24 protein-coding genes, 1 tRNA gene and 3 pseudogenes are annotated in these 26,548 nt (G+C 73.2%); 19 read left to right on the top strand and 9 right to left on the bottom strand.

Annotated features, from left to right (window positions below; translation table 11 throughout):
- Nucleotides 1–4: 4 nt before the first annotated feature.
- Nucleotides 5–760: pseudogene (locus DA06_RS16865) on the top strand (chromosome segregation SMC family protein); the annotation flags it as partial.
- On the opposite strand, the gene DA06_RS16860 reads toward DA06_RS16865, so the two are convergent.
- Nucleotides 714–971 carry a 2-oxoglutarate dehydrogenase E1 subunit family protein gene (locus DA06_RS16860; RefSeq protein ID WP_418608070.1) on the bottom strand — a complete coding sequence of 86 codons (258 nt, stop codon included), beginning with the start codon at nt 969–971 and terminating at the stop codon, nt 714–716. The pseudogene DA06_RS16865 and the gene DA06_RS16860 overlap by 47 nt on opposite strands.
- 414 nt (nt 972–1,385) lie before the next feature.
- Between DA06_RS16860 and DA06_RS16855 the strand changes: the two genes are divergently transcribed.
- From DA06_RS16855 to DA06_RS16845, 3 genes and pseudogenes are all read left to right on the top strand, one after another.
- Nucleotides 1,386–2,702 (top strand): hemolysin family protein, encoded by a 1,317-nt coding sequence (locus DA06_RS16855; protein ID WP_418605522.1) that lies wholly within the window; start codon nt 1,386–1,388, stop codon nt 2,700–2,702.
- Nucleotides 2,699–3,757: a hemolysin family protein gene (locus DA06_RS16850; protein WP_043502213.1), complete on the top strand. Its 1,059-nt coding sequence runs from the start codon at nt 2,699–2,701 to the stop codon at nt 3,755–3,757. Before DA06_RS16855 ends, DA06_RS16850 begins: the two co-directional genes overlap by 4 nt.
- Before the next feature lie 367 nt (nt 3,758–4,124).
- Nucleotides 4,125–4,794, top strand: a pseudogene (locus DA06_RS16845) (DUF6544 family protein).
- 13 nt (nt 4,795–4,807) lie between these two features.
- Here DA06_RS16845 and DA06_RS16840 read toward each other — a convergent pair.
- A complete protein-coding gene (locus DA06_RS16840; RefSeq protein ID WP_043502206.1) occupies nt 4,808–5,371 on the bottom strand; it encodes a hypothetical protein in 564 nt (187 codons plus the stop codon).
- Nucleotides 5,372–5,582: 211 nt separating this feature from the next.
- Here DA06_RS16840 and DA06_RS16835 point away from each other — a divergent pair, with 211 nt between their 5' ends.
- Nucleotides 5,583–6,311: an ATP-binding protein gene (locus DA06_RS16835; protein WP_052436882.1), complete on the top strand. Its 729-nt coding sequence runs from the start codon at nt 5,583–5,585 to the stop codon at nt 6,309–6,311.
- A gap of 232 nt (nt 6,312–6,543) precedes the next feature.
- Here the strand turns inward: DA06_RS16835 and DA06_RS16830 are convergent, their stop codons facing one another.
- Nucleotides 6,544–7,077: a hypothetical protein gene (locus DA06_RS16830; RefSeq protein WP_418605520.1), complete on the bottom strand. Its 534-nt coding sequence runs from the start codon at nt 7,075–7,077 to the stop codon at nt 6,544–6,546.
- Nucleotides 7,078–7,215: 138 nt separating this feature from the next.
- Here DA06_RS16830 and dapA point away from each other — a divergent pair, with 138 nt between their 5' ends.
- The 5 genes from dapA (at nt 7,216) to DA06_RS16805 (ending at nt 12,838) form a co-directional block, all read left to right on the top strand.
- Entirely contained in the window at nt 7,216–8,130 is a 915-nt protein-coding gene (gene dapA / locus DA06_RS16825) for a 4-hydroxy-tetrahydrodipicolinate synthase (RefSeq protein WP_043502200.1), read from the top strand.
- 63 nt (nt 8,131–8,193) lie between these two features.
- A complete protein-coding gene (locus tag DA06_RS16820) occupies nt 8,194–9,879 on the top strand; it encodes a ribonuclease J (RefSeq protein ID WP_043502198.1) in 1,686 nt (561 codons plus the stop codon).
- Nucleotides 9,880–10,209: 330 nt separating this feature from the next.
- On the top strand, nt 10,210–11,061 hold the full coding sequence (locus tag DA06_RS16815; protein ID WP_418605518.1) for a DNA translocase FtsK 4TM domain-containing protein: 852 nt from the start codon (nt 10,210–10,212) through the stop codon (nt 11,059–11,061).
- Nucleotides 11,034–11,624, top strand: a complete 591-nt coding sequence (locus DA06_RS16810) for a DUF6636 domain-containing protein (RefSeq protein WP_043502189.1) — start codon at nt 11,034–11,036, stop codon at nt 11,622–11,624. The genes DA06_RS16815 and DA06_RS16810 overlap by 28 nt, the downstream gene beginning before the upstream one ends.
- A complete protein-coding gene (locus DA06_RS16805) occupies nt 11,621–12,838 on the top strand; it encodes an MFS transporter (protein WP_043502187.1) in 1,218 nt (405 codons plus the stop codon). Before DA06_RS16810 ends, DA06_RS16805 begins: the two co-directional genes overlap by 4 nt.
- 32 nt (nt 12,839–12,870) lie before the next feature.
- Here the strand turns inward: DA06_RS16805 and DA06_RS16800 are convergent, their stop codons facing one another.
- Complete coding sequence (locus DA06_RS16800; protein ID WP_043502186.1) at nt 12,871–14,889, bottom strand: M13 family metallopeptidase; 2,019 nt, start codon at nt 14,887–14,889, stop codon at nt 12,871–12,873.
- Between the two features lie 82 nt (nt 14,890–14,971).
- Here DA06_RS16800 and DA06_RS16795 point away from each other — a divergent pair, with 82 nt between their 5' ends.
- Complete coding sequence (locus tag DA06_RS16795; RefSeq protein ID WP_043502183.1) at nt 14,972–15,421, top strand: ribose-5-phosphate isomerase; 450 nt, start codon at nt 14,972–14,974, stop codon at nt 15,419–15,421.
- Here DA06_RS16795 and DA06_RS16790 read toward each other — a convergent pair.
- Nucleotides 15,418–16,155, bottom strand: coding sequence for a sterol carrier protein domain-containing protein (locus tag DA06_RS16790; protein WP_418608069.1), 738 nt, complete (start codon nt 16,153–16,155; stop codon nt 15,418–15,420). The two genes, DA06_RS16795 and DA06_RS16790, sit on opposite strands and share 4 nt — an antisense overlap.
- A 165-nt stretch (nt 16,156–16,320) precedes the next feature.
- Between DA06_RS16790 and DA06_RS16785 the strand changes: the two genes are divergently transcribed.
- The 7 genes from DA06_RS16785 to DA06_RS16755 all read left to right on the top strand — a co-directional run bounded on the left by DA06_RS16785 (nt 16,321) and on the right by DA06_RS16755 (nt 21,046).
- On the top strand, nt 16,321–18,309 hold the full coding sequence (locus DA06_RS16785) for an MMPL family transporter (protein WP_418605517.1): 1,989 nt from the start codon (nt 16,321–16,323) through the stop codon (nt 18,307–18,309).
- Entirely contained in the window at nt 18,306–18,656 is a 351-nt protein-coding gene (locus DA06_RS16780) for a DUF190 domain-containing protein (protein WP_043502174.1), read from the top strand. Before DA06_RS16785 ends, DA06_RS16780 begins: the two co-directional genes overlap by 4 nt.
- The gene (gene crcB, locus DA06_RS16775; RefSeq protein WP_043502173.1) at nt 18,653–19,027 is read left to right on the top strand and encodes a fluoride efflux transporter CrcB; all 375 of its coding nucleotides are present in this window, start codon (nt 18,653–18,655) and stop codon (nt 19,025–19,027) included. Before DA06_RS16780 ends, crcB begins: the two co-directional genes overlap by 4 nt.
- Before the next feature lie 177 nt (nt 19,028–19,204).
- The gene (locus DA06_RS16770) at nt 19,205–19,618 is read left to right on the top strand and encodes a hypothetical protein (RefSeq protein ID WP_418605516.1); all 414 of its coding nucleotides are present in this window, start codon (nt 19,205–19,207) and stop codon (nt 19,616–19,618) included.
- Entirely contained in the window at nt 19,597–19,872 is a 276-nt protein-coding gene (locus tag DA06_RS16765; protein WP_043502169.1) for an SGNH/GDSL hydrolase family protein, read from the top strand. The genes DA06_RS16770 and DA06_RS16765 overlap by 22 nt, the downstream gene beginning before the upstream one ends.
- 34 nt (nt 19,873–19,906) lie before the next feature.
- The gene (gene def / locus DA06_RS16760) at nt 19,907–20,395 is read left to right on the top strand and encodes a peptide deformylase (RefSeq protein WP_043502167.1); all 489 of its coding nucleotides are present in this window, start codon (nt 19,907–19,909) and stop codon (nt 20,393–20,395) included.
- A gap of 150 nt (nt 20,396–20,545) precedes the next feature.
- Nucleotides 20,546–21,046 carry a DUF3145 domain-containing protein gene (locus DA06_RS16755; protein WP_043502165.1) on the top strand — a complete coding sequence of 167 codons (501 nt, stop codon included), beginning with the start codon at nt 20,546–20,548 and terminating at the stop codon, nt 21,044–21,046.
- A 141-nt stretch (nt 21,047–21,187) separates the two neighbouring features.
- Here DA06_RS16755 and DA06_RS16750 read toward each other — a convergent pair.
- From DA06_RS16750 to DA06_RS16735, 4 genes and pseudogenes are all read right to left on the bottom strand, one after another.
- Nucleotides 21,188–21,967 (bottom strand): annotated as a pseudogene (locus DA06_RS16750) (YqfO family protein); the annotation flags it as partial.
- A gap of 86 nt (nt 21,968–22,053) precedes the next feature.
- Nucleotides 22,054–22,127, bottom strand: a tRNA-Val gene (locus DA06_RS16745).
- Between the two features lie 91 nt (nt 22,128–22,218).
- Complete coding sequence (locus tag DA06_RS16740) at nt 22,219–22,674, bottom strand: peroxiredoxin (protein WP_418605515.1); 456 nt, start codon at nt 22,672–22,674, stop codon at nt 22,219–22,221.
- 18 nt (nt 22,675–22,692) lie between these two features.
- Nucleotides 22,693–23,118, bottom strand: a complete 426-nt coding sequence (locus tag DA06_RS16735) for a DUF3052 domain-containing protein (RefSeq protein WP_043502158.1) — start codon at nt 23,116–23,118, stop codon at nt 22,693–22,695.
- Nucleotides 23,119–23,397: 279 nt separating this feature from the next.
- On the opposite strand from DA06_RS16735, the gene aceE reads away from it, so the two are divergent.
- Entirely contained in the window at nt 23,398–26,142 is a 2,745-nt protein-coding gene (gene aceE / locus DA06_RS16730; protein WP_043502157.1) for a pyruvate dehydrogenase (acetyl-transferring), homodimeric type, read from the top strand.
- The last annotated feature ends 406 nt before the right edge of the window (nt 26,143–26,548 follow it).

The raw sequence follows: 26,548 nt of genomic DNA, 5'->3' as shown, positions 1-26,548 counted from the left end.
CTGCGTGCACCTGAAGACGCTGACGCTGCGAGGGTTCAAGTCCTTCGCGTCCGCGACCACGCTGCACCTCGAGCCGGGGATCACCTGCGTGGTGGGCCCCAACGGGTCGGGCAAGTCCAACGTCGTCGACGCACTCGCCTGGGTCATGGGCGAGCAGGGCGCCAAGACGCTGCGCGGCGGGTCGATGGCGGACGTCATCTTCGCCGGCACGTCCTCGCGCGCCCCGCTGGGGCGCGCGGAGGTCTCCCTCACGATTGACAACACGGACGGGCTGCTGCCGATCGAGTACACCGAGGTGACGATCTCGCGCACCCTGTTCCGCTCCGGCGGGTCCGAGTACGCGATCAACGGCACCTCGTGCCGCCTGCTCGACATCCAGGAGCTGCTCTCGGACACGGGCATGGGCCGGGAGATGCACGTCATCGTCGGTCAGGGTCGGCTCGACTCCGTCCTGCAGGCCACCCCCGAGGAGCGCCGCGGCTTCATCGAGGAGGCCGCCGGCGTCCTCAAGCACCGGCGCCGCAAGGAGAAGGCGCTCCGCAAGCTCGAGGCGATGGCGGCCAACCTCGCCCGCGTGACGGACCTGTCCGCGGAGATCCGCCGCCAGCTCGGCCCGCTGGCCAGGCAGGCGGACGTGGCCCGCCGTGCCCAGGTGGTCCAGGCCGACCTGCGCGACGCCCGCGCGCGCCTCCTCGCCGACGACCTCGTCCAGCTCACCGCCACCCTCGCGCAGGAGGAGGCCGACGAGACCGCGCTGCTGAAGTTCCTGCCGCCGGGGCCTTCTCCTCCGCCTCGGTGGCCTGGCGCGCACCGGTGGCGGCCGGCGCCGGGGCGTGACCGGAGCCGTTCGCCGTGCGCCCCTCGTAGCCCTCGAAGAAGTCCCACCAGGCCGGATCGACCGACTGCTTGTTCTGGCGGTACTTCTCGTACAGCTCCTCGATGAGCCACTCGTTGGCGCCGAAGGCGGCCATGGGGTCGTGGTGTTCCTGCGTGGACACTCGGAAATCGCCCTCTTCCAGGGGTGTGACGAAGATCCCTACAACCCTATGCGTTCGCGGCCGACCGTCGCGATCCACCCGGCGCGGCAGGGCCGAAAATCACATCCGGAGGCGCCCGTACGGAGGCGCCGACCAAGTCCGGGTCAAGCGGGCGTCACCAGAGGTTAGGACCAAGGGCCCGGTCGGCCCCGGTCGTGGGACGCCCGGCCCGGCCGGGTGCGGGCGCACGCGACGGCCGGTGGCGCCCGCGGCGAGTCGCGTCCCCGGTGGACGGCGCAGACCCCGCTCGTACAATCGAGCCACCATGCGACGATCCCGCCGCGGTCGACATAGAGCCGACCGTCCCGAACGCAGCCCGAGACCCGCACGCGGCAGGCGGAGGGACGCGTGCTGACGGACTGGCTGCTCGTGCTGCTCGGTGTCGCCCTGACGGCCGGCACCTTCGTCTTCGTCGCGGCGGAGTTCTCCCTCGTCGCGCTCGACCCCGGCACGGTCGACCGCCGGGCGGCTGCCGGCGACCGGCGGGCCGTCGTCGTGAGCCGGGCCCTCAAGCACCTGTCGCTGGAGCTCTCCAGCGCCCAGGTCGGCATCACCGCCACCACGATCCTGCTGGGCTACACCACGCAGGCGGCGCTCGCGGAGCTGCTGACCGGGCCCCTCGGCTCGGCCGGGCTGGCCGAGGCCGCCGCCGCGCCGGCCGCCGTCGTCCTCTCCCTCGTCCTGGTCAACTCCTTCTCGATGGTCTTCGGCGAGCTCGTGCCCAAGAACCTCGCGCTGGCCGACCCCCTGGCGACGGCCGGGCACGTCGCGCCGGTCCAGGGAGTCTTCACCAGGGCGCTCCGGCCCGTGATCACCGGGCTGAACGAGTCCGCGAACTGGGTCCTGCGCCGGTTCGGCGTCGAGCCCGCCGAGGAGCTCTCCGGCGGCCGGTCCGCCTCGGAGCTGGCCGCCCTCGTGCGCCGCTCCGCCGAGCACGGCACCCTCGACGTCTCGACGGCGACCCTGCTCACCCGGTCGATCGGGCTCGGCGCCCTCACCGCCGTCGACGTCATGACCGACCGCGGGCGGGTCCGCACCATGACCCGGGAGCACACCGCCGCCGACGTCGTCGACCTCGCCCGCGCGACCGGCCACTCGCGTTTTCCCGTGATCGGCGACGGGAACGACGACATCGTGGGTCTGGTCCACCTGCGCCGTGCCATCGCCGTGCCCTACGAACGGCGTGCGGAGGTGCCCGTCTCCTCCTCCTCGCTGATGGTCGACGCGCCCCGGGTGCCCGAGACGCTGGCCCTCGCGCCGCTGCTCGTGCAGCTTCGTGACGAGGGGCTGCAGATGGCCGTCGTCGTCGACGAGTACGGCGGGACGTCGGGCGTGGTCACGCTCGAGGACGTCGTCGAGGAGCTCGTCGGTGACGTGGCGGACGAGCACGACCGCCGCCGCTCCGGGGCCCACGCCGGGCCGGGCGGATCCTGGGTCGTCCCGGGCGTCCTGCGCCCGGACGAGCTCGCCCACCAGGCCGACCTCCACGTCCCCGACGACGGTCCGTACGAGACCCTGGGCGGCCTGGTCATGGACCGGCTGGGCCGCATCCCGCGGGTCGGCGACGAGGTCGCGATCGGGGGTGTCGTGCTGCACGTCGAGCAGATGGACGGCCGTCGCGTCGACCGGCTGCGGGTGTGGGGCGTGCCCGAGGAGGCCGCGTGAGCACCGGCACCGCGCTTCTCGTCGGCGTCCTCCTCCTCGCGCTGAACGCCTTCTTCGTCGGCGCCGAGTTCGCGGTGATGTCCGCCAGACGCTCGCGCATCGAGCCGCTCGCCGAGCAGGGGTCCCGGTCCGCGCGGACCGTCCTGTACGCGATGGAGCACGTGACGCTCATGCTCGCCTGCGCCCAGCTCGGCGTCACCGTGTGCTCGACGAGCCTCGGCGTGGTGGCCGAGCCGGCCGTCGCCCACCTCGTCGAGGCGCCGATGGTCGCGGCCGGGCTGCCGGCGGAGGCCAGCCACGTCGTCGGCTTCACGGTGGCGATCGCCCTGGTCGTCTACCTGCACGTCGTCGTCGGCGAGATGGTGCCGAAGAACCTGTCGGTGACCTCGCCGGAACGGGCGGCCCTGATCTTCGCGCCCCCGCTCGTGCTGCTGTCGAAGGTGCTGCACCCGGTGGTGGCCGGCCTGAACTGGATCGCCAACACGGTGCTGCGGATCCTTGGCGTGGAACCGAAGGACGAGGTGACGTCGGCCTTCACGGCGGAGGAGGTCGCCTCCATCGTCCAGCGCTCCCAGGCGGAGGGGGTGCTCCGGGACGACCTCGGCCTCCTGACCGGGGCTATCGAGTTCTCGGAGGAGACGGCGGAGCAGGTGATGGTCCCGCTGTCCGACCTCGTCTCCCTTCCACTGGGGTGCACCCCGGAGGAGGTGGAGCGCGAGGTCGCCCGCACCGGCTTCTCCCGGTTCCCGCTGGTCGCCGGGGACGGCTCGCTCGCCGGCTACCTCCACGTCAAGGACGTCCTCTACGCCGACGAGGCGGGCCGCCGGCGGCCGGTGCCGGCCTGGCGCACGCGCGCGCTCGCGTCAGTGGTGCCGGGGGACGAGGTCGAGGACGTGCTCGCCGTCATGCAGCGCACCGGCGCCCACCTGGCGCTCGTGGTCCGCGAGTCCGGGGCGGAACGCGGCGAGGAGATCGGCGTCGTCTTCCTCGAGGACATCCTCGAGGAGCTCGTCGGCGAGGTCCGTGACTCGATGCAGCGGGCCGAGCGCCGCTGACCGGCGCACGCCCGGCGACACCAGCGTGATCCACACCTCGTCCGAGGGGTATTGGACCGGCGCGGGCCCGTTCGTTATTGTTCCGTGACGCACCGTATTCCGGGTGTCCCTGATGCGGTTCACGACGGCCTCCAGCAGGTCGTGTCACTCCACCCTCCGGAGGTTCCTCGATGTCGGAAAGTGCTGTGCCCGAACAGGCGGCACCACTGACCCGACGACAGATCCGTGAGGCCGAGCGGGCACGCGAGGCGGCGGAGGTCGCGGAGCGCGAGCGTCGGGCGGCCGAGCGGGCACGCGAGCGGCGGAGGTCGCGGAGCGCGAGCATCAGCTGTCACCCACGCCCGCGCCGGAGAGGTACGACCCCGCCGTGGCACGCGAGCTTCCGGCCGCTGCCCGGCGGTGGCTGGACCACGCGATCGCACCGGGCACGCCGCTGCGCCGCGGGGTCGAGATGCGCCAGCACGGCCAGATCCGCCTGGGCGGCCGGTGGTGGCCCATCCGGGCCCGCCAGGCCCTGGACCCCTTGCGCGGGTACGTGTGGCCGGTGCGGACGAGCCTGTTCGGGGTCCCCCATGCTCGGGGTCGACCGTCTGCACGGCGAGACCGCCGAGATGACGCACCGGCTGCTGGGGGTGGTGCCCGTGGTCCGGGCGTCCGGCGCCGACCTCGTGCGGAGCGCGGCCGCCCGGGCCGCCAGCGAGATCTGCTGGTCGCCCGCCACGGCGCTGGACCCGTCGGTCCGGTGGCGGGAGATCTCCGGCACCGAGGTCGTCGCGCTCGTACCGGTAGGCGGCGAGGTTCACGAGTGCACGCTCCGGACCGCCAGCGACGGTGCCATGCGCGAGGGCACCACGCGCCGCTGGGCGCAGCTCGGCGGCGGCCCGTGGCAGTGGCACACCTTCGGGGCGCGGACGCTGGCCGAGGGCACGTTCGGCGGGTTCACCGTCCCTACTCGGATCGTCGCCGGGTACGGCGACGACTACGCCGGCGACGGCGCGTTCATCCGCCTGGCGGTCGACGACGTCGTCCACCACTGAGCCGGAGCGACGCTCAGCCGCCCTTCTGCTCGCCCTCCCGCTGCGCCTGCTCGAGGTCCTCGTCGGAGAGGACGCGCTCGTCCGGGTCGGCCGCGTCCGGCACGCCGTCGAACTGGAGCTTGTCCATGTACGGCGTGGGGTCGCCGCGCCGGTAGCCGGCGAACTCCTCGGCGTAGTAGGCGCGGGCGTCCTCGACGCTCCTGGCGCCGGTGACGATGTCGTGCATGAGGTTCAGCGCGAGGTTGTTGGCCTCCTCGTCGTGGCAGCGGGCCGACACCTCGCCCTGGGTGCGGTCCACCACGACGCTGCCGTCGAACCGGGCCAGGTCGGAGACCTTCTCCGGCGGCACGCGGTACCCGATCACCGACTGCACGGAGTCGTTGTGCGGGGCGGGGAAGCGGTGCTCGTCGAAGTCCTTGGAGGCCACCATGCGCTTCCACGGGCCGGGCCCGTACCAGATGAGGTAGGAGTCGGTGGTCTCCTGCGGCTCGCCGTACCTGTCCACGACGAGCTGGGCCGCCTCACGCGACTCCTCGGGCCAGTCGGCGATGACGTCCGCCGCGGTGCGCTCGGCCATGTCCACTCCTTCGCTCGGGTGCTTCCCACGCTCCCCCGTCCGCCGGACGGCCGCAACAGGTCGCCCGTCGAGTCGTCCTGACCACCCGGAACGTCCGGACGTCGTCTCAGCTCCGCGCCCGATCGGCGATCCGGACGCCCACGGTCGGTCGTCCTGCTCGCGCGTGACGGTTCGGGCCTTCGACCCGGCCGCCCGGCGCTAACGTTTCCCGGTGCTTGCTGGCCGTGACCCCGAACGCGCCGCAGTCTCGGCGCTGCTCGACTCCGCGCGCGCCGGTGCCGGCGGCGCGCTCGTCGTCCACGGGCTGCCCGGGGTCGGGAAGTCGGCGCTGCTGGCGGAGGCCGCCGACGGCGCGACCGGCATGACCGTCCTGCGCACGCGCGGCATCGAGTCCGAGTCACCGCTCGCGTTCGCGGCCCTGCACCGGCTGCTCCGCCCGGTCCTGGGTCTGACCGACAAGCTGCCGGCGCCGCAGGCCCGTGCGCTGCGCGCCGCCCTCGGCGAGTCCGACGACGGCGACGCGGACCGCTTCCTGGTATTCCTCGGTGCGCTCAGCCTGCTCTCGGCAGCGGCCGAGGACACTCCGGTGCTCGTCGTCGCCGACGACGCCCACTGGCTCGACGAGGCCTCCACCGCGGCGCTGCAGTTCGTGGCCCGGCGGGTCGACGACGAGAAGGTCGCCGTGCTCTTCGCGCCCGCGACGGCGACGAGCGCACCTTCGACGCCGGCGACCTCGCGCGCATCGAGCTCACCGGGATCGACGACGACGCCGCGGCCGCCGTCCTCGCCGAGCACTCCGCCGGCCCGGTGCCGCCGGACGTGCGCGTCCGCCTCGCGCGCAGCACCGGCGGGAACCCGCTCGCGCTCGTCGAGCTCGCGCAAGCCCTCTCCCCCGCCCAGCTCGCCGGGACCGAGCCGCTGCCCGCGGAGCTGCCGCTGACGGCCGGGGTGGAGCGCGCGTTCCTGGACCGGTACCGCCGGCTGCCCGCGGGCGCGAGGGCCTTCCTCCTCGTCGCCGCCGCGGACGACTCCGGCCGCCTCGCCGTCGTCGAACGGGCGGCGCGCGCTCTGGGTGCGGACGCGGACGCGCTCGACGACGTCGAGCGCTCGGCCCTTCTGCGGGTCGTGGGCGGCCAGGTGGAGCTGCGGCACCCGCTGGTGCGCTCCGCCGTCTACGTCGGTGCGACCAGCCGCGAGCGGCGCGCAACCCACGCGGCGCTGGCCGAGGAGCTCCTCGCGCCGAGGTGCTGTCCCCGTGCGTGCCGGCGTCCCCGCCGTCGACCGTGCCGCCCGTCGTCCCGTCGTCGGGTGCCGGGCGGACGGTCCACGGGCACCTCTGCGGGCGCGAAGGCGGCGAAGCCCACCACCTGCGCGCCCGCCACCGCCGTGAGCACCCGGTGACGGGGGGACGGCGGCGAGCCGATCGCGGCGGCCCACGACGCTCCCAGCGCCGCCGGGTCGATCGCCGCGGCGAGCTCGGGACCGAGGTTGTGGCCGACGCCCGCCGCGAGGGAGGCGCGCAGGGTGCGGGCGTGCACGTCGCCCACCGCCCACGCGTCCTCGGGAAGGGCCGGACGCACCGACAGGTCCGCGGTCGGGCGCAGCGGGTCGGCGTGGGCGTGCCCCGCGTGCGGGTCGTCCCCGTCCTGCCCGGCGAGGAGCCCGCCGAGCACGTCCTGGTGGCCGAGGTCGTCCGGTGAGGTCATCGGCCCAGGTTATCCGCCGGCCGTACGAGGCCCGGCGCGTGCGGGCCCCGACGCCCCGGGCCTGTCCAGGACGACACGGCCGCCACCATGTGGAACGTCGGGTCGGCGGCACGCGCCCGCCGCGTTACCGTCGTGCCCATGGACTCCACCGCCTCCCCGCGCGTCCCGTCGCGCACGTTCGGCTCCGTCGCCACCGCGATGGTCACCCCGTTCCACGAGGACGGCTCGATCGACGTCGACGCCGGCGTGGCGGTCGCGGTCAAGCTCGTCGCCGACGGCTGCGACGCCTGGTGCTGCACGGCACCACGGGGGGAGTCACCCACCACCCACCAGCCCGAGAAGGACGAGCTGATGCGCGCGGTCGTCGACGCGGTCGGGGAGCGCGCCATGGTCGTCGGCGGCGCCGGCTCCAACGACACCGCGCACGCCGTCCGGATCGCCCAGGGCGCCGAGCGGTCCGGTGCCCAGGGCCTGCTGGTGGTCTCCCCGTACTACAACCGGCCGTCGCAGGAGGGGGTGTACCAGCACATCAAGACCGTCGCCGACGCGGTCGACCTGCCGGTGATCCTGTACGACATCCCCGGCCGCACGGGCGTCGCGATCGCCGACGACACCCTCGACCGGCTCGCCGAGCACCCCCGCATCAAGGCCGTGAAGGACGCCACCGGGAACGTCCCGGCCGGGTTCGAGCGCATGGCGCGCACCGGCCTGGAGTTCTACTCCGGCGACGACGCCCTCAACTTCGACTGGCTCGCCCACGGCGCCTCCGGCGTCGTCTCCGTCGTCGGCCACGTCGCCGCCGGCTCCTACGCCGAGATGGTCCGCGAGGTCGACGAGGGCGACCTGCCCGGCGCCCGCGCCGTCGCCGCCCGCCTGCGGCCGCTCGTCGGGGCGATCATGGGCGGCGGGCAGGGCGCGGTCATGGCCAAGCACGCCCTCCACCTGCAGGGGGTCATCCCCACGCCCACCGTCCGGCTCCCGCTGGTCCAGGCCGCCGAGGAGGAGGTCACGAACCTCGCCGCCGTCCTGCGCGAGGAGGGCCTGCTCGACTGACGACGGCGGAGCCGCGGCCGGCCCGGGGCGGGGCCCGGGGCGCCGTGCTGGCAAGATGGGTCCGTGAGCCATCCCCATCCTGAGCTGTCCGCACCCGGTCCGATCCCGCAGGGAGGCCTGAGGATCGTCGCGCTCGGCGGGCTCGGCGAGGTCGGCCGGAACATGACCGTGTTCGAGCACGCGGGCCGTCTCCTCGTGGTCGACTGCGGCGTCCTCTTCCCCGAGGACAACCAGCCCGGCGTCGACCTGATCCTGCCGGACTTCGACTACATCGCCGACCGTCTCGACGACATCGAGGCGATCGTGCTGACCCACGGCCACGAGGACCACATCGGCGGCGTCCCCTACCTGCTGCGTCAGCGCCGCGACATCCCGCTGCTCGGTTCCCAGCTGACCCTCGCGTTCATCGAGGCCAAGCTCAAGGAGCACCGCATCACCCCGGTCACGCTCGCCGTGCGCGAGGGGCAGACGGAGCAGCTCGGGCCGTTCGGGCTGGAGTTCGTCGCCGTCAACCACTCGATCCCGGACGCCCTCGCCGTGATGATCCGCACGAGGGCCGGCAACGTCCTGCACACCGGCGACTTCAAGATGGACCAGCTCCCGCTGGACAACCGCATCACGGACCTGCGCGCCTTCGCCCGGCTGGGCGAGGAGGGCGTGGACCTGTTCATGACCGACTCCACCAACGCCGAGGTGCCCGGCTTCACCGCGCACGAGCGGGACATCGGCGGGGTCCTGGACAACGTCTTCGCGCAGGCGGAGGGGCAGATCGTCGTCGCCTCGTTCGCCTCCCACGTCCACCGGGTCCAGCAGGTGCTCGACGCCGCGGCCCTGCACGAGCGGAAGGTCGCGCTCGTCGGCCGGTCGATGGTGCGCAACATGGGCATCGCCGCGGAGCTCGGCTACCTCAAGGTGCCGCCGGGCACGCTCATCGACGTCAAGCACATCGACGACTTCCCGCCCCACGAGACCGTGCTGATGGCCACCGGCTCCCAGGGCGAGCCGATGGCGGCGCTGAGCCGGATCGCCAACCGCGACCACCGCGTCGCGGTGGGTCCGGGCGACACCGTGATCTTCGCCAGCTCCCTCATCCCCGGCAACGAGAACTCCGTCTTCCGGGTCATCAACGGGCTCATGCGCCTCGGCGCGAAGGTCGTCCACCAGGGCAACGCCCGTGTGCACGTCTCCGGCCACGCGAGCGCCGGCGAGCTGCTGTACTGCTACAACATCGTCCGGCCGAGGAACGTCATGCCGGTGCACGGCGAGATCCGCCACCTCGTCGCCAACGGTGCGCTCGCCGTCCAGACCGGCGTGCCGGCGGAGCGCGTCGTCCTCGCCGAGGACGGCGTCGTCGTGGACCTCGTCGACGGCCGGGCGCGGATCGCCGGCGCGGTGCCCTGCGGCTACGTCTACGTCGACGGCTCCTCCGTGGGCGAGATCACGGACGCCGAGCTCAAGGACCGGCGCATCCTGGGCGAGGAGGGCTTCATCGCCATCTTCGCCGTCGTCGACACCGCCACCGGCAAGGTCCTCACCGGCCCGCACATCCAGGCCCGCGGCATGGCCGAGGACGACTCGGTCTTCGACGCGATCCTGCCTGACGTGACCAGCGCGCTCAACGAGGTCGTGGGCCGCGGCAACGCGGACACGCACCAGATGCAGCAGGCGATGCGCCGGGTCGTGGGGCGGTGGGCGGCCAAGCGGCTGCGCCGCAGCCCGATGATCATCCCGACGGTGGTCGAGGCCTAACCTGCGCGCGGGCCGCACGCCGGCCCGCCGGAGCGGCCCGGGCCGTGCGCAGGCCCGGGTGTGGCTCTTCTCGCTCGTGTCCTGACCCGCCCGTGCGGCGCGCCGTCCGGGCGGCCGTGGCGTGCGCGGGTTAGTTTGGGCAGCAACATGGCTACCCGTACGACTTCTCGCGGACGGTCGGCCTCGACAGCACGTGGGTCCCAGTCGCGCGGCTCCCGGAGCGGCAAAGGAACCCGTGGTGGCGGGCGGCCGACCAGACCGTCGCGCCCGCAGCGCCGGTCGCTCCCGGTGCGCGCAGCCCGCGGCATCTGGATGGGAGGAGCGCACCTGGTGGGTGGCACCGCACGCAGCGTCGGATCAGGCGCCAAGGATCTCGACCCGGCTCTGCGCCGCGACGGGCTGGCGTTCCTGCTGCTCGGCCTCGCCATCGTCATCGCGCTGCGCGAGTGGTTCGGGCTCTCCGGCATCGCCGGGAACGTCGTCCACCACGTCGCCGCAGGGGTCGTCGGCGTCCTCGGAGTCCTGCTGCCGCTCGTCCTGGTGGGCATGGCCGTCCGGCTGATGCGTCACCCCGAGCGTGCCCAGGCCAACGCCCGGGTCTCGATCGGACTGACCGCCGTGATCGCCGCCGTGTGCGGCCTCATCCACATCGGCCTCGACCTGCCCAGCCCGGGTACCGACTTCGCCGCCGTGGAGCGCGCCGGGGGCCTGCTGGGCTGGCTCCTCGGGACCCCGCTGACGATCCTGCTCTCCGAGTGGGGGGCTGTCCCGATCCTCGTGCTGGCCGGCCTGTTCGGGATCCTCGTGGTCACCGCCACCCCCGTCGCCGCCGTCCCGGCCCGGCTGCGCGGCGCCGGTTCCTGGCTGCTGGGCCGGCAGGCGGAGGAGGCCGACGGCGGGGAGGCGAGCACCGAGGTCGTCGCCGCCGACGGCGGCGTCAGGGGCCGGCGCGATGGCGTAGCGTGTCTCCGCCCGGAACGGAGGATCGAGTCCGGTAGCGGCAGTCCCCCCGGGAACGGAGCGGGCGCGGCCTCAGGCTGCCGAGCCGGCCCACCGGGCCGGCCGACGCCAGGAACGGCGCGGCCGGGGACCGGCACACGCGGGCCGGGCAGAGAATCACGCGGGCGGGGCCCGAGGACGAACAGGAGCAGGACATGGCGCAGGCAGGTCGGAGCAGGCTGAGCGGGGGCGAGCGTGCGGTCGTCGTCGTCTCGGTGGTGCTCGTCGCCGTCTTCGCGGTGCTGCTGGCCGTGCGGCTGACCGGCTCGGCCGCACCGGGACCGAGCACCGCGGCCGGCACGGGAACGGCCTCCGCGACGCGCCCGACGACGTCCGACGCCACCGAGGAGCCCACGGACTCCACCCGCGGTGAGGACCTTGCCGACGTGGCGTGGGACTTCGTCAGCCCCAGCGGCAACATCGCCTGCGCCGTCGACGACGAGCGGGCGCTGTGCGGCATCGCCACCTTCGAGTACGCGGACCAGATCCCTGCCGCCGTGGTCGAGGAGTGCGACGGGAAGGTGGGGCACTTCCTCCAGGTGACGGCGGACGGGGCGTCGTTCGTGTGCGACTCCTCCGGACAGGACCTGACGATCGAGGGCGCGGGCACGCCCGCCCTCGGCTACGGCCAGGAGGAGCGCACGGACGGATTCACGTGCGCCTCCGAGGAGACCGGCATGACCTGCCGCCACGAGGCCAGCGGCTACTCCTTCTCGGTGCGTCGCTCGGCGTACGACCTCGCGTGAACCCCACCTCGCTCACCGGAGTCCTCCAGCCCCGTCCTCTCGCACTGGCCCTGCTGGGCATGGCGGTGGGCAGCTTCGCGATCGGCACGACCGAGTTCGCCACGATGGGGCTGCTGCCCCAGGTCGCGGAGTCCTTCGGCGCCACCATTCCGCAGGCCGGGCACCTCGTCTCGGCCTACGCGCTCGGCGTGGTGGTCGGGGCGCCGGCGATCGTGCTCGCCACGTCCCGTGCCCCGCGCACCGGACTGCTCGTCGCGCTCGCCCTGGCGCTGGCGGTCGGCAACGCCCTCTCCGCGCTCGCCCCGACCCTGACGACGGCGCTCGTCGCCCGGTTCCTCGCCGGTGTGCCTCACGGGGCCTACTTCGGGATCGCCGCCGTGGTGGCCTCCGCGGTCTCCCCGCCCCAGCGCCGCGCCCGGTCCGTCTCGCTCGTGATGGTCGGGCTGACCGTGGCCACCATGCTCGGCGTGCCGCTCTCCACCGCGATGGGGCAGGCGTGGGGCTGGCGCTCCCTGTACTGGCTCGTCACGGCCGTGGCCGTGCTCGGCGCGGCGGCCATCTGGCGCTGGGTGCCGCCCGTCGCGGTGCGGGCCGGGGCGACGGCGCGGCGGGAGCTGACGGCCCTGCGCTCGCTCCAGCTGTGGCTGGCCGTGGGGACCGGCGCGGTCGGCTTCGGCGGCATGTTCGCCGTCTACAGCTACATCACCCCGACGATGACGCAGGTCGCCGGCATCGCGGAGACGCAGGTGCCGTGGGTGCTGTTCGTCTTCGGGGTCGGGATGACGCTCGGCACGCTGCTCGGCGGGCGGGTGGCCGACCGGTCCGTGCACGGATCGATCGTCGCCGGCCTGGTCGCGATGGCGGCGACCCTCGCAGCCTTCGCCGCGGTGGTCAGCGGCCCGGTCAGCGCGTTCGCCATGGTGGGGCTCGTCTCCGTCGGCAGCCAGCTCATCGGGCCGGCGCTGCAGACCCGGCTTCTCGACGTCTCCCGGGAGGGCCCCTCGCTGGGCGCCGCCCTGCACCACAGCGCGCTGAACATCGGCAACGCCCTGGGCGCGTGGGTCGGCGGGCTCGTCATCGCCGCCGGGCTCGGCTACCTGGCGCCCGCCTGGGCGGGATCCCTTCTCGCGCTCGCGGGGCTGGTGATCGCCGTGGTCGCCGTGCTGCTCGAGCGCCGCTCCGGCGGGCCGGGGCCGTCGACCATGATCGGCTGACGACCCCGGCCCACCGGTCGGTCCGGCACCCGTCACCAGATGCGGACGCGTTCCTCCTCGGGGAGGTGCAGCGCGTCGCCGGGGCGGACGTCGAACGCCTCGTGGAAGGCGTCCATGTTCCGCACCACCCCGTTGCAGCGGAACTCCGCGGGCGAGTGCGGGTCGACGTTCAGCAGCAGGATCGCGTCGGCGTCCCGCGACTTCGAGCGCCAGATCCGGCCCCAGGAGTAGAACACCCGCTGCAGGCCGGTCAGCCCGTCGATCACCGGCGCCTCGTCCACGCCGCCGAGGCCCTGCTGGCGCAGCGCGATGTCGTAGGCCTTGATCGCGATGGACAGGCCGCCGAGGTCGCCGATGTTCTCCCCGATCGTCAGGGCGCCGTTGACGTGGTGGCTGCCGTCGAGCTGCGCGGGGGAGTACGCGTCGTACTGGCCGATGAGGGCCTTGGTGCGCTTCTCGAACTCCGCGCGGTCCTCGGGCGTCCACCAGTCCGTGAGCCGGCCGGTGCCGTCGTACTTCGAGCCCTGGTCGTCGAAGCCGTGGCCGATCTCGTGGCCGACTACGGCGCCGATGCCGCCGTAGTTCCAGGCGTCGTCGGCCTCCGGGTCGAAGAACGGCGGCTGCAGGATGGCCGCCGGGAAGACGATCTCGTTCATCGTCGGGTTGTAGTAGGCGTTGACCGTCTGCGGCGGCATGAACCACTCGTCGCGGTCCATCGGCCTGCCGAGCTTGGCCAGGTCGCGACGCTCCTCGAACAGGTTCGCGGCGCGCACGTTGCCGAGGAGGTCCTGCGCGTCGATCTCGAGGCTGGAGTAGTCCCGCCACCTGTCCGGGTAGCCGATCTTGGGCGTGAAGGCCTCGAGCTTCGCCAGGGCGCGGGCCCTGGTCTCCTCGCCCATCCAGTCGAGCGCGGCGATCGACTCGCGGTACGCGGCGATGAGGTTGTCGACGAGGCGCTGCATCGCGGCCTTGTGGTCGGGCGGGAAGTGCCTGGCGACGTACAGCTCGCCCACCGCCTCGCCGAGCGCGCTCTCGACGAGGGCGACGCCGCGCTTCCACCGGTCGCGCAGCTCCTCGGCACCGGTGAGGGTGCGGCCGTAGAAGTCGAAGTTCTCGTCGACGAACGCGGCCGGCAGGTACGGGGCGCGCGCGTGCACCACGTGCCAGGTCAGCCACATGCGCAGCGAGTCGACGTCCAGCGACTCCCAGGCCCGGGCGAGATCGGTGAGGTAGGACGGCATGGCGACGATGAGCCGGTCGAACGCGCCCTCGGGCACGCCGGTGGAGGCCCGCCAGAGGTCCCAGTCGAAGCCCGGGGCGGAGGCGACCACCTCGTCCCAGCTCATGGGGTTGTTGATCTGGTCGGCCTCGCGGGAGCGCACCTTGTCCCAGTGGCCGGCGGCGAGCGTGGTCTCGACCTTCATCACGCGCTCGGCGGCGCCCATCGCCTCGTCCTCGCTGACCAGTCCGGTCAGGGCGAGCATCGCCGCGACGTGCGCCACGTACGCGGTGCGGGTCTCGGCATGGGCGTCCTCGCGGTAGTAGGACTCGTCGGGCAGCCCCAGCCCCGACTGGAAGAAGAACACCACGTAGCGCTCGGGGTCGTTCAGGTCCGTGTCGACGCCGTAGCCGACCGCCCCGGTGACCCCGGTGGGCTGCAGCGCGCCCATCGCGCGGGTCAGCGCGTCCTTGTCGAGGGCGGCGGTGAGGAGGTCGAGGTCGGCGCGCAGCGGCCCGGTGCCCAGCGCCTCGATCCTCTCCGTCGCCATGAACGACGAGTACAGGTCACCGATCTTGCGGGCGTTGTCCGGGTTGCCGCCGCCGGCGTCGCCGGACGCGGCGGCCTCGACGATCGCGCGCACCCGCACCTCGCTGAGGTCGCGCAGCGCGTAGAAGGCGCCGTCGCGTGCCCGGTCCGCCGGGATGACGTGCCTGGACAGCCAGGTGCCGTTGACGTGCCGGAACAGGTCGTCCTGCGCACGGACGGAGGTGTCCATCGCCTCCGCGTCGGACATGCCGGGAGTGGTCTCACTCACGTTGGTGGTGGTCATCCTCCGACCCTACGGCAGCCTCCCGACACCGCGGAACGGGCGGGCGTCACGGTGGCGCCGCCGGTGTTGGCACAATGACCGCATGCGCATCCACATCGCCGCGGACCACGCCGGGTTCGAGCTGAAGGCCGCCCTCGTCGAGCACCTGCGGGCCGCCGGCCACGACGTCGTCGACCACGGCGCCCTGGAGTACGACGCCCAGGACGACTACCCGCCGGTCTGCTTCGCGGCCGCGCAGGCCACCGTCGACGACCCGGGCTCCCTCGGGATCGTCCTCGGCGGCTCCGGCAACGGCGAGCAGATCGCCGCGAACAAGGTCCCCGGGGTGCGGGCCGCGCTCGCGTGGAACACCGAGACAGCCACCCTCGCCCGCGCGCACAACGACGCCAACGTCGTCGCGCTGGGGGCGCGGCAGCACTCGGTCGACGAGGCGATCGAGCTCGTCGAGGCGTTCCTCGCCGAGCCGTTCTCCGGCGACGGGCGTCACCAGCGCCGGATCGACCTCGTCGCCGCGTTCGAGAGCGGTCGCTAGAAGCCCCAGCTGATGGCCGGCGCGAGCGGCGACCCGAACGCCGTCGACGCTGCCGCGAGGGAGCCGGGCGCGAGCTCGGTGACCCGCCCTGCGCCGGCCAGCGCCGCGAGCGAGAACCCGCCGAGGTACGCCGACGCGAGGTCGGCCACGTCGAGGACGAGGTGGGCCGCCTCTCCGGTCCGCACCGCCGTAGCCCCCGAGGCGGAGCCCCGCAGGTGCCAGCGACCCGCGTTGGCGGGGAGCAGCTCGTCACGCACCTCGAGCACGACGTCGACCTCGGCCGCGTACCGGCGGCCGGCCAGCGCCGCGCCAACGTCCAGCAGGCGCAGCCACACGCCGTCGTGCAGGCGCACCTGGGCACCGCGGAGGTCGGTGAGGAGGTGGAGAAGCGCGTCGTCGACGGCCAGCCGACCGGTGTGGACCCCGGCCATGAGGTCGAGGTCCGTCAGGGTCCCCCACAGCGCCCGCGCCGCGGCGGCGTCGAGCGCGACGGACTCGCGGACCTTCACGGTGCCCTGCGGCTGCCCGGTGTCGGCCCAGTCGCCCTTGCGCCGGAACAGCGCGTAGCCGCGGGGGCTCGCCGGCCGTGGTGCGCACGACGGCGATCCGCAGGCCCTCGGCGTCCTTGCGCGCCCCCCCGGCGTCTCCGGTCCTCCGGGCGGGGGGCGCTGCCCGACCGGCCTCCTGCCCGGCGGCGCCCGCCGGACCGGCGTCCTGCCCGGCGGCGCGTGGATGGGTGGTCACGCTGCATCCTCTCAGGTGTTCGCGGCACTCCCCGGGCAGGGCGCCCTGTGAGGGGCCTGGACGCTTGCGCACCACACGCTTGCGCACCACGGATCGTTAGCCGCACTATTGATCAGCCTGCTTAGTATCGAACTCGCGCAGCACCGGAGGCTCACGTGATCCGTACCGACCTGCCCCGCACCTCCGCCGGCGCGCGGAGCCGCTCGGCGCGCTCGGGCGTGCTGCGGGGTCTCGTCGTCCTCGCCGTGCTGGTCGTCTGGCTCGCGGTCGGGGCGTTCGGCGGGATGGCGCAGGGCTCCCTCGCCGAGGTCCAGGAGAACGACAGCGCCGCGTTCCTGCCGGAGAACGCGGAGTCCACGCGCGCGGACCGGCTGGCCCGGGACTTCTCCACCAGCGAGTCCCTTCCCGCGCTGGTCGTCCTTCGGCCGGCGGACGGCGGGGCGCTCACCGGGGCCGACGTGGCCGCGGGGCAGGAGCTTGCGACCGCCGTCGGCGGCGTCGGGCTCGCCGGCGCCGGCGTCCTCGAGGACTACCTCACGGCTCCGGTCGTCGCCGTTCCCTCCGAGGACGGCGAGGCGTTGCTGATCCCCGTCGCGCTGGACGCCGGCAGCGCGAACGAGCTCGTCGGCGAGGACGAGGAACGGCTCGTCAACGTCGTGGTGGACGAGCTCCGCGTCGTGGTGGACGAGCAGCTGGCCGGGACCGGCCTCCAGGGATGGGTGACCGGCCCCGCCGGCTTCGTCGCCGACCTCGTCTCCGCCTTCGGCGGCATCGACGGCATCCTCCTCGGCGTCGCGCTCGTCGTGGTCCTGGTGATCCTCTTCATCGTCTACCGCTCGCCCAGCCTTCCCTTCACGGTGCTGCTCACGGCCGTCTTCGCGCTGTGCGCGGCCGCGCTGGTGATCAAGCCGCTAGCGGGCGAGGGGATCCTCCTGCTCAACGGGCAGAGCCAGGGCATCCTCTCCATCCTGGTGATCGGAGCTGCTACGGACTACTCCCTGCTGCTGGTGGCCCGCTACCGCGAGGAGCTGACGCGCCACGAGCGTCCGGCCGACGCGATGCGCGCCGCCTGGCGGGCATCCCTGGAGCCGATCGCCGCCAGCGCGGGCACGGTCGTCGTCGGACTCCTGTGCCTCCTGCTCTCGGACCTGGGCTCGAACGCGAGCCTCGGACCGGTGGCGGCGATCGGGATCGCCTCCGCGGTGCTCGCGGCGCTCACCCTGCTGCCCGCCCTCCTGCTGGTGGCGGGACGCCGGTCCAGGTTCGTCTTCTGGCCGCGCATGCCGCACTACGTCGGTGCCGGCACCGACGCGTCCGGCGGCGGCGGATCGCGCACGCGCCCGGGGGCCTGGGAGCGGGTGGCCGGCTTCGTCGGCTCCCACGCGCGTCCGGTGTGGGTGACGACGGCGCTCGTCCTGCTCGCCGGCGCGGCGTTCGTGCCGACCCTGCGCGCCGACGGCACCAGCGACACCGACGTCTTCCTCAACGAGGTGGAGTCGGTCGCCGGCGAGGAGGTCCTTGCCGAGCACTTCGACGAGGGCACGGTCCAGCCCGCCGTCGTCATCGCCTCCGAGGAGGACGGCGAGGAGGTCCGCGAGGCGGCCGAGGGCGTCGACGGCGTGCTGTCCGCGGAGATCGTCACGGACGCCGGAACGCCTGCGGGTGCCGGGGGGCGCCCGACCCGCAGAGGGCGCGGCCGCGGCGCCGCCCGGAGACGCGGGTGGCGCCCCTCGGCCGACGTGACGCTGGTCGTCGCGGCCGGCGGTGGGCTCGGCGCCCTCGCCAGGCACGGTCTCGCGGTGTGGACGCCGGCCGACGCCGCGGCGTTCCCCTGGGCGACCTTCTCGACCAACGTCTCGGGCTGCCTGCTCATCGGCGTGCTCATGGTCCTGGTCACGGAGGTGGCGGGACGCCCCCACCGCCTGCTCCGCCCGTTCGTCGGGGTGGGCGTCCTGGGCGGTTTCACCACGTTCTCGACGTACGCCGTCCAGACGCACCAGCTCCTCGGGGAGCAGGCGACCGGCACCGCCCTGGCGTACCTCTTCGGCACCCTGGTGGCCGCGCTGCTCGCGACGGAGACCGGCATGGTGCTGACCCGCCGGGCCGCCCGCGGCCGTAGCCACCGGAAAGGACCGGAAGCATGAGAGAAGGAAGCAGGGCGCTCCGGCTGACCGTCCTGGTCGGGGAGTCCGACCAGTGGCACCACCGGCCGGTCTACGCCGAGATCGTCCGGCGGGCCCGCGACGCCGGCCTCGCGGGCGCGTCGGTGTTCCGCGGCCTGGAGGGCTTCGGCCGGTTCCACAAGATCCACACGAGCCGGATCCTGAGCCTGAGCGAGGACCTGCCCCTGAGCGTCGTCGTCATCGACGAGGAGGACAAGATCCGCGCGTTCCTGCCCAGCCTCGACGAGGTCGTCACCGAGGGCGTCGCCGTCGTCGACGAGGTCGAGGTGGTGCGGCACTTCGGCGACCGGTCCGGGGAGACGGCGTGACGGTCCTGCTCGTCGCGCTCGGCGCGGCGGTCGGGGCACCGCTGCGGTACTGGACCGACCGGGCGGTGCAGGCCCGCCACGACTCGGTCCTCCCGTGGGGCACCCTCGTGGTCAACGTCGCCGGGTCGTTCGTCCTCGGCTTCGTCGCCGGCGGGGCGGTGGCCGGAGGCGTCTCCGACGCCGTGGTGGCGGCGGCGGGTACCGGGTTCTGCGGGGCCCTGACGACGTACAGCACGTTCGGCTACGAGACGGCGCGGCTGAGGGAGAGCGGCTCGCGGCTGTACGTCCTGCTCAACATCACGCTGAGCCTTGCCGCGGGGCTCGCCGCGGCCTGGCTGGGGCTGGCGGCCGCCGGGGTCGTCTGGGGCTGACGGCAAGGGGCCCGGACCGAGGGTCGGTCCGGTTCATGACTGACGTTCGCGGTCCCGAAGGATCGCGGTCCGCGGAGACCGGCCGGTCCGGTCCGAGGCCGGCCGGGTGGCCTGGTCCGGAACGGCGCCCGGGCGGGTCCGCCGTGTGACCATGACGGGTGACGGGAGGTGGGGCTCGTGCGGATCGCGGGACCTCTGGTGGCGCTGCTCGCCGCCGTCGTGCTGGGTGGCTGCGCCGGCACGCAGGACCCCGCTGCCGTCCCGGCGACGACGCCGGCCCGCGCGGACGCCGTCCGCCTCGCCGCCGTCGGGGACTCCATCACCGAGGCGGACAGTCCCGACTTCGACGGCGGGGACCTCGGGCCGGAGTCCTGGGTGTTCCACGCGGTCGGCGAGGACGTCGCCCTGGTCGGGGGCTGGGCCCGGTGGGGAGCGACGACGGCCCAGATGGCCGCGGCGGCCGAGCCGGTGGAGGCGGACGTGCTCGTGATCCTCGCCGGCACGAACGACGTCGCTCCGGGGAGCCGCACGAGAGCACCCTCGACAACCTCCGCGAGATCGCCGTCGCGGTGGACGCGTCCCAGGTCGTGATCTCCGCCGTGCCCCCGATCGACGCCGCCCCCGCGCTGGCCGCCGAGCTCAACACCGCGCTCGAGGCGCTGGCGCAGGACGAGGGGTGGGTCTGGGTGGACGCCCCCGCGGGCCTGCGCGACGGCGCCCGGTTCGCCGACGGGATGACCTCCGACGGGCTGCACCCCACCGAGACCGGCGCCCGTGTCCTCGGCGAGGCGATCGGCGCCGTCGTCCGCGAGGTCGGACGGCAGGAGGCCACGGCGGGCGGTTAGGGACCGCGCCCCGCGCCGTGAAACGATACGCGGCATGGCGATGCGTGAGATCCGAACCGTCGGCGACCCCGTGCTGCGCACCCCGTGCGAGCCGGTCACCGACATCGATGCCCGAGTCCGTTCCCTCGTGGACGACCTGCTCGAGACCGTCGACGAGGAGGGGCGTGCCGGCCTGGCGGCGAACCAGATCGGCGTGAGCCTGCGGGCGTTCTCGTGGAACATCGACGACGAGATCGGCTACGTCATCAACCCCCGCATCGTCGAGCTCTCCGAGGACGAGTACCAGGACGGCGACGAGGGCTGTCTGTCGGTGCCCGGCCTGTGGTTCCCCACGAGGCGTGCCTGGTACGCGCGGGTCGAGGGGATCGACCTGGACGGCAGGAAGGTCGTCGTCGAGGGCGAGGAGCTCATGGCGCGGTGCCTGCAGCACGAGGTGGACCACCTCGACGGGATGCTCTACCTCGACCGGCTCGAGCGCAGCGTGCGCAAGAAGGCCATGAAGGCCGTCCGCGAGCAGCTGTGACCTTCGTCCGGCGCGCCACGGGCACACTCTGGCGCGCCGGAGGGGTTTCGGGCATGATGGCACCAGTTCGCCGCGCGAACGTGTCGCACCTGGTCAGGCAAGAGGTCGTAGGGGAAGACGCACCTCGAGCAAAGACCAGGAGGAGTTGACATGAGTGGTGCCTTCACCCGCGGCGTCATTTTCGTGCACTCTGCGCCCCGTGCGCTGTGCCCCCACATCGAGTGGGCCGCCGGCACGGTGCTCGACATCCGTGCGTCCCTGGAGTGGACGCCCCAGCCGGCCGCGCCCGGGATGTTCCGGGCCGAGCTCTCCTGGGTCGGCCCGGTGGGGACCGGGGCGCGTCTCGCCTCCGCGCTGCGCGGCTGGACGCACCTGCGCTACGAGATCACGGAGGAGGCGAGCCCGGGCTGCGACGGCGGGCGCTGGTCGCACACGCCCGAGCTCGGGATCTTCCACGCCCAGACCGACGCCCACGGCAACGTCGTGGTGCCGGAGGACCGGATCCGTGCGGCGCTCGTCCACGCGGACGAACCGGCCCGGCTGCGCCACGAGCTCGACCTCGCCCTGGGACAGGCCTGGGACGACGAGCTCGAGCCGTTCCGCTACGCGGGTGCCGGCGCTCCTGTGCGCTGGCTGCACCGCGTGGGCTGACCGCACCGCGTGGACCGGCCGCGTGGGCTGACCGCGCAGCCGCGTAGGCCTTCCGCGTGGCCTGACCGGACCGCGTGGTGGTCCGCGGTGGCTACCCCCACCAGGCCGCCGCGGCCCCGGATCGACGACGGCCACCCGGCCGGCGAAGTCGCGCAGCGTGGTCGGCTCCGGCAGCCGGCCGATGCGGCCCGTGCCGGTGCTCGTGCCGGACGCGGCCTGGGCGATCAGCGTGAAGGCAGGCTCCTCGTAAGGGTGCGCGCGGCGCAGGGCCGCCAGCACGGCCTGGCGCCGGTGCCGTGGCAGGACGATCTCGAGGCGGTCCTCGGCGACCTCCTCCACGTTCCCGACGGAACCGACGGTGGGGTTGGCGCCCTCGAGCGGGCGGAAGGTGCCGGTGCCCGGAGAGGTGAACGCGGCCCGTTCGTAGTCCCCCAGCCGGCCCGCGCCGGCGTCTGCCAGAGCGTCGAGCACGTGCGCCGTCGCCTCGCGCGGGACGAACGTGACCAGCGTGTCGAGCAGCTCGCCGGGCAGCGGGTCCACGGGCACGGTGTCCACCAGGCCGAGGAGGTCGGCCAGTGCCTCGGCGACGCCGTCCTGGGCGGCGTCGGCGTTGGTGTGCGCCGTGTACAGCGCGCACCCGCCCCTGACGAGCGAGTGAACCACCCGGCCCTTGGGACTCGTCGCGGCGACCGTGGAGGTCCCGCGCAGGTAGAGCGGGTGGTGGGTCACGAGCAGGTCCGCGCCGCGCTCGAGCGCCTCGGCGGCCACCTCCTCGGTCGGGTCGACCGCCAGCACGACGGACGTGACCGGAGCGGCCGGGTCCCCGGCGACGAGGCCGACGGCGTCCCAGTCCTCCGCCGTCGCCGGCGGGTAGTGCCGCTCGAGGAGGTTCACGACGTCGGCGAGGGTCAGGTCCGGCATGCCCGGGAGCCTAGTGCCCGGGACCTGCCCGCCGCCGTCCGCATCCGGTCGCGCTACGACGCCCCGCGACGTCGCGATGTCTCGGGTGGGCCCGGCCGGTCTCGAACCGACGACCTCCGCGGTGTAAGCGCGGCGCTCTGACCAACTGAGCTACAGGCCCCTGGCGCCGAGGCGCCCGCCACAGCCTAGAGCAGAGCAGGCACCTCGCGGCGCAGCCTCCCGTGGGCGGCGGGAAGAACCCGCGCATGACGTCAGCGCGCCGCCGCCAGGCTCGCCAGCCCCCTGCGGTAGCCGTCGAGGTCGCGGGCCTGGCCGCGGGGCTTGACCACGGCCCATCGCACCACGCCGTCGGCGTCGATCAGGAAGCTGCCCCGCAGCGCGTGCCCGTCCGTCTCGTCGAGGACGCCGTACGCGCGTGCCGTGGCGCCGTGCGGCCAGAAGTCGGAGAGCAGGTCGAACCCGAAGCCCTCGGCCTCCGCCCACGCCCGCTGCGCGAACATCGCGTCCGTCGAGATCGCCAGCAGCCGCGCGCCGCGGTCCGCGAACTCGGAGATGTTGTCCCGCAGCTCGCACAGCTCGGAGGTGCAGATGCCCGAGAACACGAACGGGAAGAACACGACCACCACCGGGCTGCCGCGCAGCGCGCTCAGGCGCACGGGCGTGCCGTGCGTGTCGGGCAGCTCGAAGTCGGGGGCGAGATCTCCCACGCGGGGCGCAGGCGCCACTCAGCGGCCCCGGCGGCGCGTCGCGATCCGGATGCCGGACCAGCCCGACGCCGCGGACGTGGCCGAGGTGGCGAGCATGCCGGCGGTGCGGGCCGCCTCCTCGATGTCGGCCGGCCGCACGTGACCGTCACGCCCGGGCTTGGGCGTGAGGACCCAGATCAGCCCGCCGCCGTCGTCGAGGTTGGACTGGGCGTCGACGAGCAGGTCGGTCAGCTCCTCCTGCCCGCCGTCGTCGGCACGCCACCAGATCAGGGTGCCGTCGCAGACGTCGTCGTAGTCCTCGTCGACCAGCTCGTTACCGGTGGCTTCCGCCACGGCCTCGCGCACCCCAGGGTCGACGTCGTCGTCGTAGAGAAACTCCTGGATCACCTGCCCGGTGGTGAAGCCGAACCTGCTGCCGGCTCCCGCGCCCGCGCTGACTGCCACGTGTGTCCTTACCTTCCCGGCCGGCGGTGCGGCCCGTGCTCCGTGCTTTCCCCGCGTCCGCGGGGGGCGTGTGGTCAAGCCCACCGTAGTGCGCCCCTCGCGCGCAAGCCCGCAGGACGGCGCGAGGACCTCGGGCGGCGCGTGTCAGCAGTCTCACACGTCCGCGTCGACCCAAGGTTCGCCAGCAGCTGGGTCAAGGTAAGACAATGGTCCTACCCTGAACGAAGGTGTGGCACCGCCAGCGTCGTCACCGTCGACGCCCAACGAAAGAGGGAACGCGTGAGTTCACGAGACGAGTCCTCGCCGCTGATCAAGGGACTCCTCAGCCAGGTGAAGGACATCGACACCGAGGAGACCCAGGAGTGGCTGGAGTCGCTGGACGGACTGATCGACGAGCGTGGGGGGCCTCGCGCCCGGTACATCCTGCTCAACCTGCTCCAGCGCGCGCGCGAACGCTCCGTCGCCGTCCCGAACCCGATCAACACCCCGTACGTCAACACCATCGGCGTCCACGAGGAGCCGTACTTCCCGGGTGACGAGGCCCAGGAGCGCAAGTACCGCGGCTGGATCCGGTGGAACGCCGCCGTCATGGTCACCCGCGCGCAGCGCCCGGGCGTGTCCGTCGGCGGGCACATCTCGTCGTACGCGTCGGTCGCGACGCTTTACGAGGTGGGCCTGAACCACTTCTTCCGCGGCAAGCAGCACCCGGGCGGGGGCGACCAGGTCTTCTTCCAGGGCCACGCCTCCCCCGGCAACTACGCCCGCGCCTTCCTCGAGGGCCGGCTCTCCGAGTCGGACCTCGACGGTTTCCGCCAGGAGTACTCCCACCCGGAGGGCAGCCGCGGGCTGCCGTCCTACCCGCACCCGCGCCGCATGCCGGACTTCTGGGAGTTCCCCACGGTCTCCATGGGTCTCGGCCCTGCGCAGGCGATCTACCAGGCGTGGGTCAACCGGTACATGCACGAGCGCGGCATCAAGGACACGTCCCAGCAGCACGTGTGGGCGTTCCTCGGCGACGGCGAGATGGACGAGCCGGAGTCGCGCGGCATGCTGCAGCTCGCCGCCCAGCAGAACCTCGACAACCTCACGTTCGTCGTCAACTGCAACCTGCAGCGCCTGGACGGTCCGGTGCGCGGCAACGGCAAGATCATCCAGGAGCTCGAGGCCCAGTTCCGCGGGGCCGGCTGGAACGTCGTCAAGGTCATCTGGGGCCGGGAGTGGGACGCGCTGCTCAACGCCGACAAGGACCGCGCCCTCGTCAACCTGATGAACAACACCCTCGACGGGGACTACCAGACGTACAAGGCCAACGACGGCGCCTACGTGCGTGAGCACTTCTTCGGTCGCGACCCGCGCACGAAGGAGCTCGTCAAGAACATGACGGACGACGAGATCTGGGCGCTCAAGCGCGGCGGGCACGACTACCGGAAGATCTACGCCGCGTACAAGGCCGCCACGGAGCACACCGGGCAGCCGACGGTCGTCCTGGCGCACACCGTCAAGGGCTACGGTCTCGGGCCGAGCTTCGCGGGCCGCAACGCGACCCACCAGATGAAGAAGATGAAGAGCACGGACCTGAAGATGCTCCGTGACGCCCTTCGCATCCCCATCTCCGACGAGGAGCTCGAGGACCCGTACAGCGCGCCGTACTACCGGCCGGACGAGTCGGACGAGACGCTGCAGTACATGCTCGAGCGCCGCCGCGCGCTCGGCGGGTTCGTGCCCGAGCGCCTGACCGAGTCCAAGGCCCTCACGCTCCCTGACGCCAAGCCCTACGAGATTCTGGCCAAGGGCTCAGGGCACCAGGAGATCGCCACCACGATGGCCTTCGTCCGTCTCCTCAAGGAGCTGATGAAGGACAAGGAGATCGGCCGGCGGATCGTCCCGATCATCCCGGACGAGGCGCGCACGTTCGGTCTGGACTCGATCTTCCCGACGGCGAAGATCTTCAACATCCACGGCCAGAACTACACGGCCGTGGACCAGGAGCTCATGCTGAGCTACAAGGAGTCCGAGCAGGGGCAGATCCTGCACACCGGCATCAACGAGGCCGGGTCCGCCGCGGCCATGCAGGTGGTGGGCACCAGCTACGCCGTGCACGGCGAGCCGATGATCCCCGTCTACATCTTCTACTCGATGTTCGGCTTCCAGCGCACGGGCGACCAGTTCTGGGCCGCCGGCGACCAGCTCGCCCGCGGCTTCGTCATCGGCGCCACCGCCGGCAAGACGACGCTCGCCGGCGAGGGTACCCAGCACATGGACGGGCACTCCCCCGTGCTCGCCTCGACCAACCCGGCGTTCGTGCACTACGACCCGGCGTACGCGTACGAGATCCGGCACATCGTCCGCGACGGCCTGCAGCGGATGTACGGCGAGGACCCGCGGGACCCGAACGTCATGTACTACCTCACGGTGTACAACGAGCCGATGGTCCAGCCCGCCGAGCCGGAGAACGTCGACGTCGAGGGCATCGTCAAGGGCATCTACCGCGTCGCCGAGCCCGAGGGTGACGGCCCGCGGGCCCAGCTCCTCGCCTCCGGGGTCGGCGTGCCGTGGGCCCTGCACGCCCGCGAGCTCCTCGCCGACGACTGGGGCGTGCGGGCCGGCGTCTGGTCGGTGACCAGCTGGTACGAGCTGCGCCGCGACGGCCTCGAGGCGGACCGGCACAACTTCCTGCACCCGCAGGAGGAGCGCCGCGAGGCGTACGTGACGAGCCGGCTGCGGGACGCGGGCGGCCCCTACGTCGCCACAAGCGACTACGAGCACCAGGTCCAGGACTCCATCCGCCCCTGGGTGCCCGGCGACTACTACACGCTCGGCGCCGACGGGTTCGGCTACTCCGACACCCGTCCGGCTGCGAGGCGCCAGCTGTTCATCGACGCCCACTCGATGGCGGTGCGCGCCCTGCAGGCCCTCGCGGACCGGGGTGAGATCGACCGGGACATCCCGCGTCAGGCCATCGAGAAGTACGACCTGTTCAACGTCCACGCCGGCGAGTCCGGCACGGCGGGCGGCGACGCCTGACCGGAGGGCCGCGCAGCGGAAGGGCCCCGTCGACCGTCAGGTCGGCGGGGCCCTTCCGCTCCCCCGACATCGCGGTCCCCCCCACCTCCCCCCCCGGCGAGACGTCAACCACTCCACGACACGTCAAGTCCTCCACGAGAGGTCAAGTCCTCCACGAGAGGTCAAGTCCTCCACGAGAGGTCAAGTCCTCCAGGAGACGTCGAGGCGTGGACGGGCGGTCAGTTGGTTCGCCGAGCCGTCAGCCCGTCCGCGACTCGCCCGTAAAATGGGCACTTCGACGCAATCCCGGTTCGCTCACTCAGAGCGGTGAGGATTTGGTGCGCAAGGGGCACCGAATCCTCACCACTGCCGAACCCGCATGCCAACCGGACCCGCGCTACGGACGTCAGATGGCCTCCGGGGCGCA

Source organism: Georgenia sp. SUBG003 (assembly GCF_000715355.2).
In the GTDB taxonomy this organism is placed as follows: domain Bacteria; phylum Actinomycetota; class Actinomycetes; order Actinomycetales; family Actinomycetaceae; genus Georgenia.
Note: the sequence above shows the minus strand (reverse complement) of the source record. Positions and strands in the feature narration are given on the sequence as shown.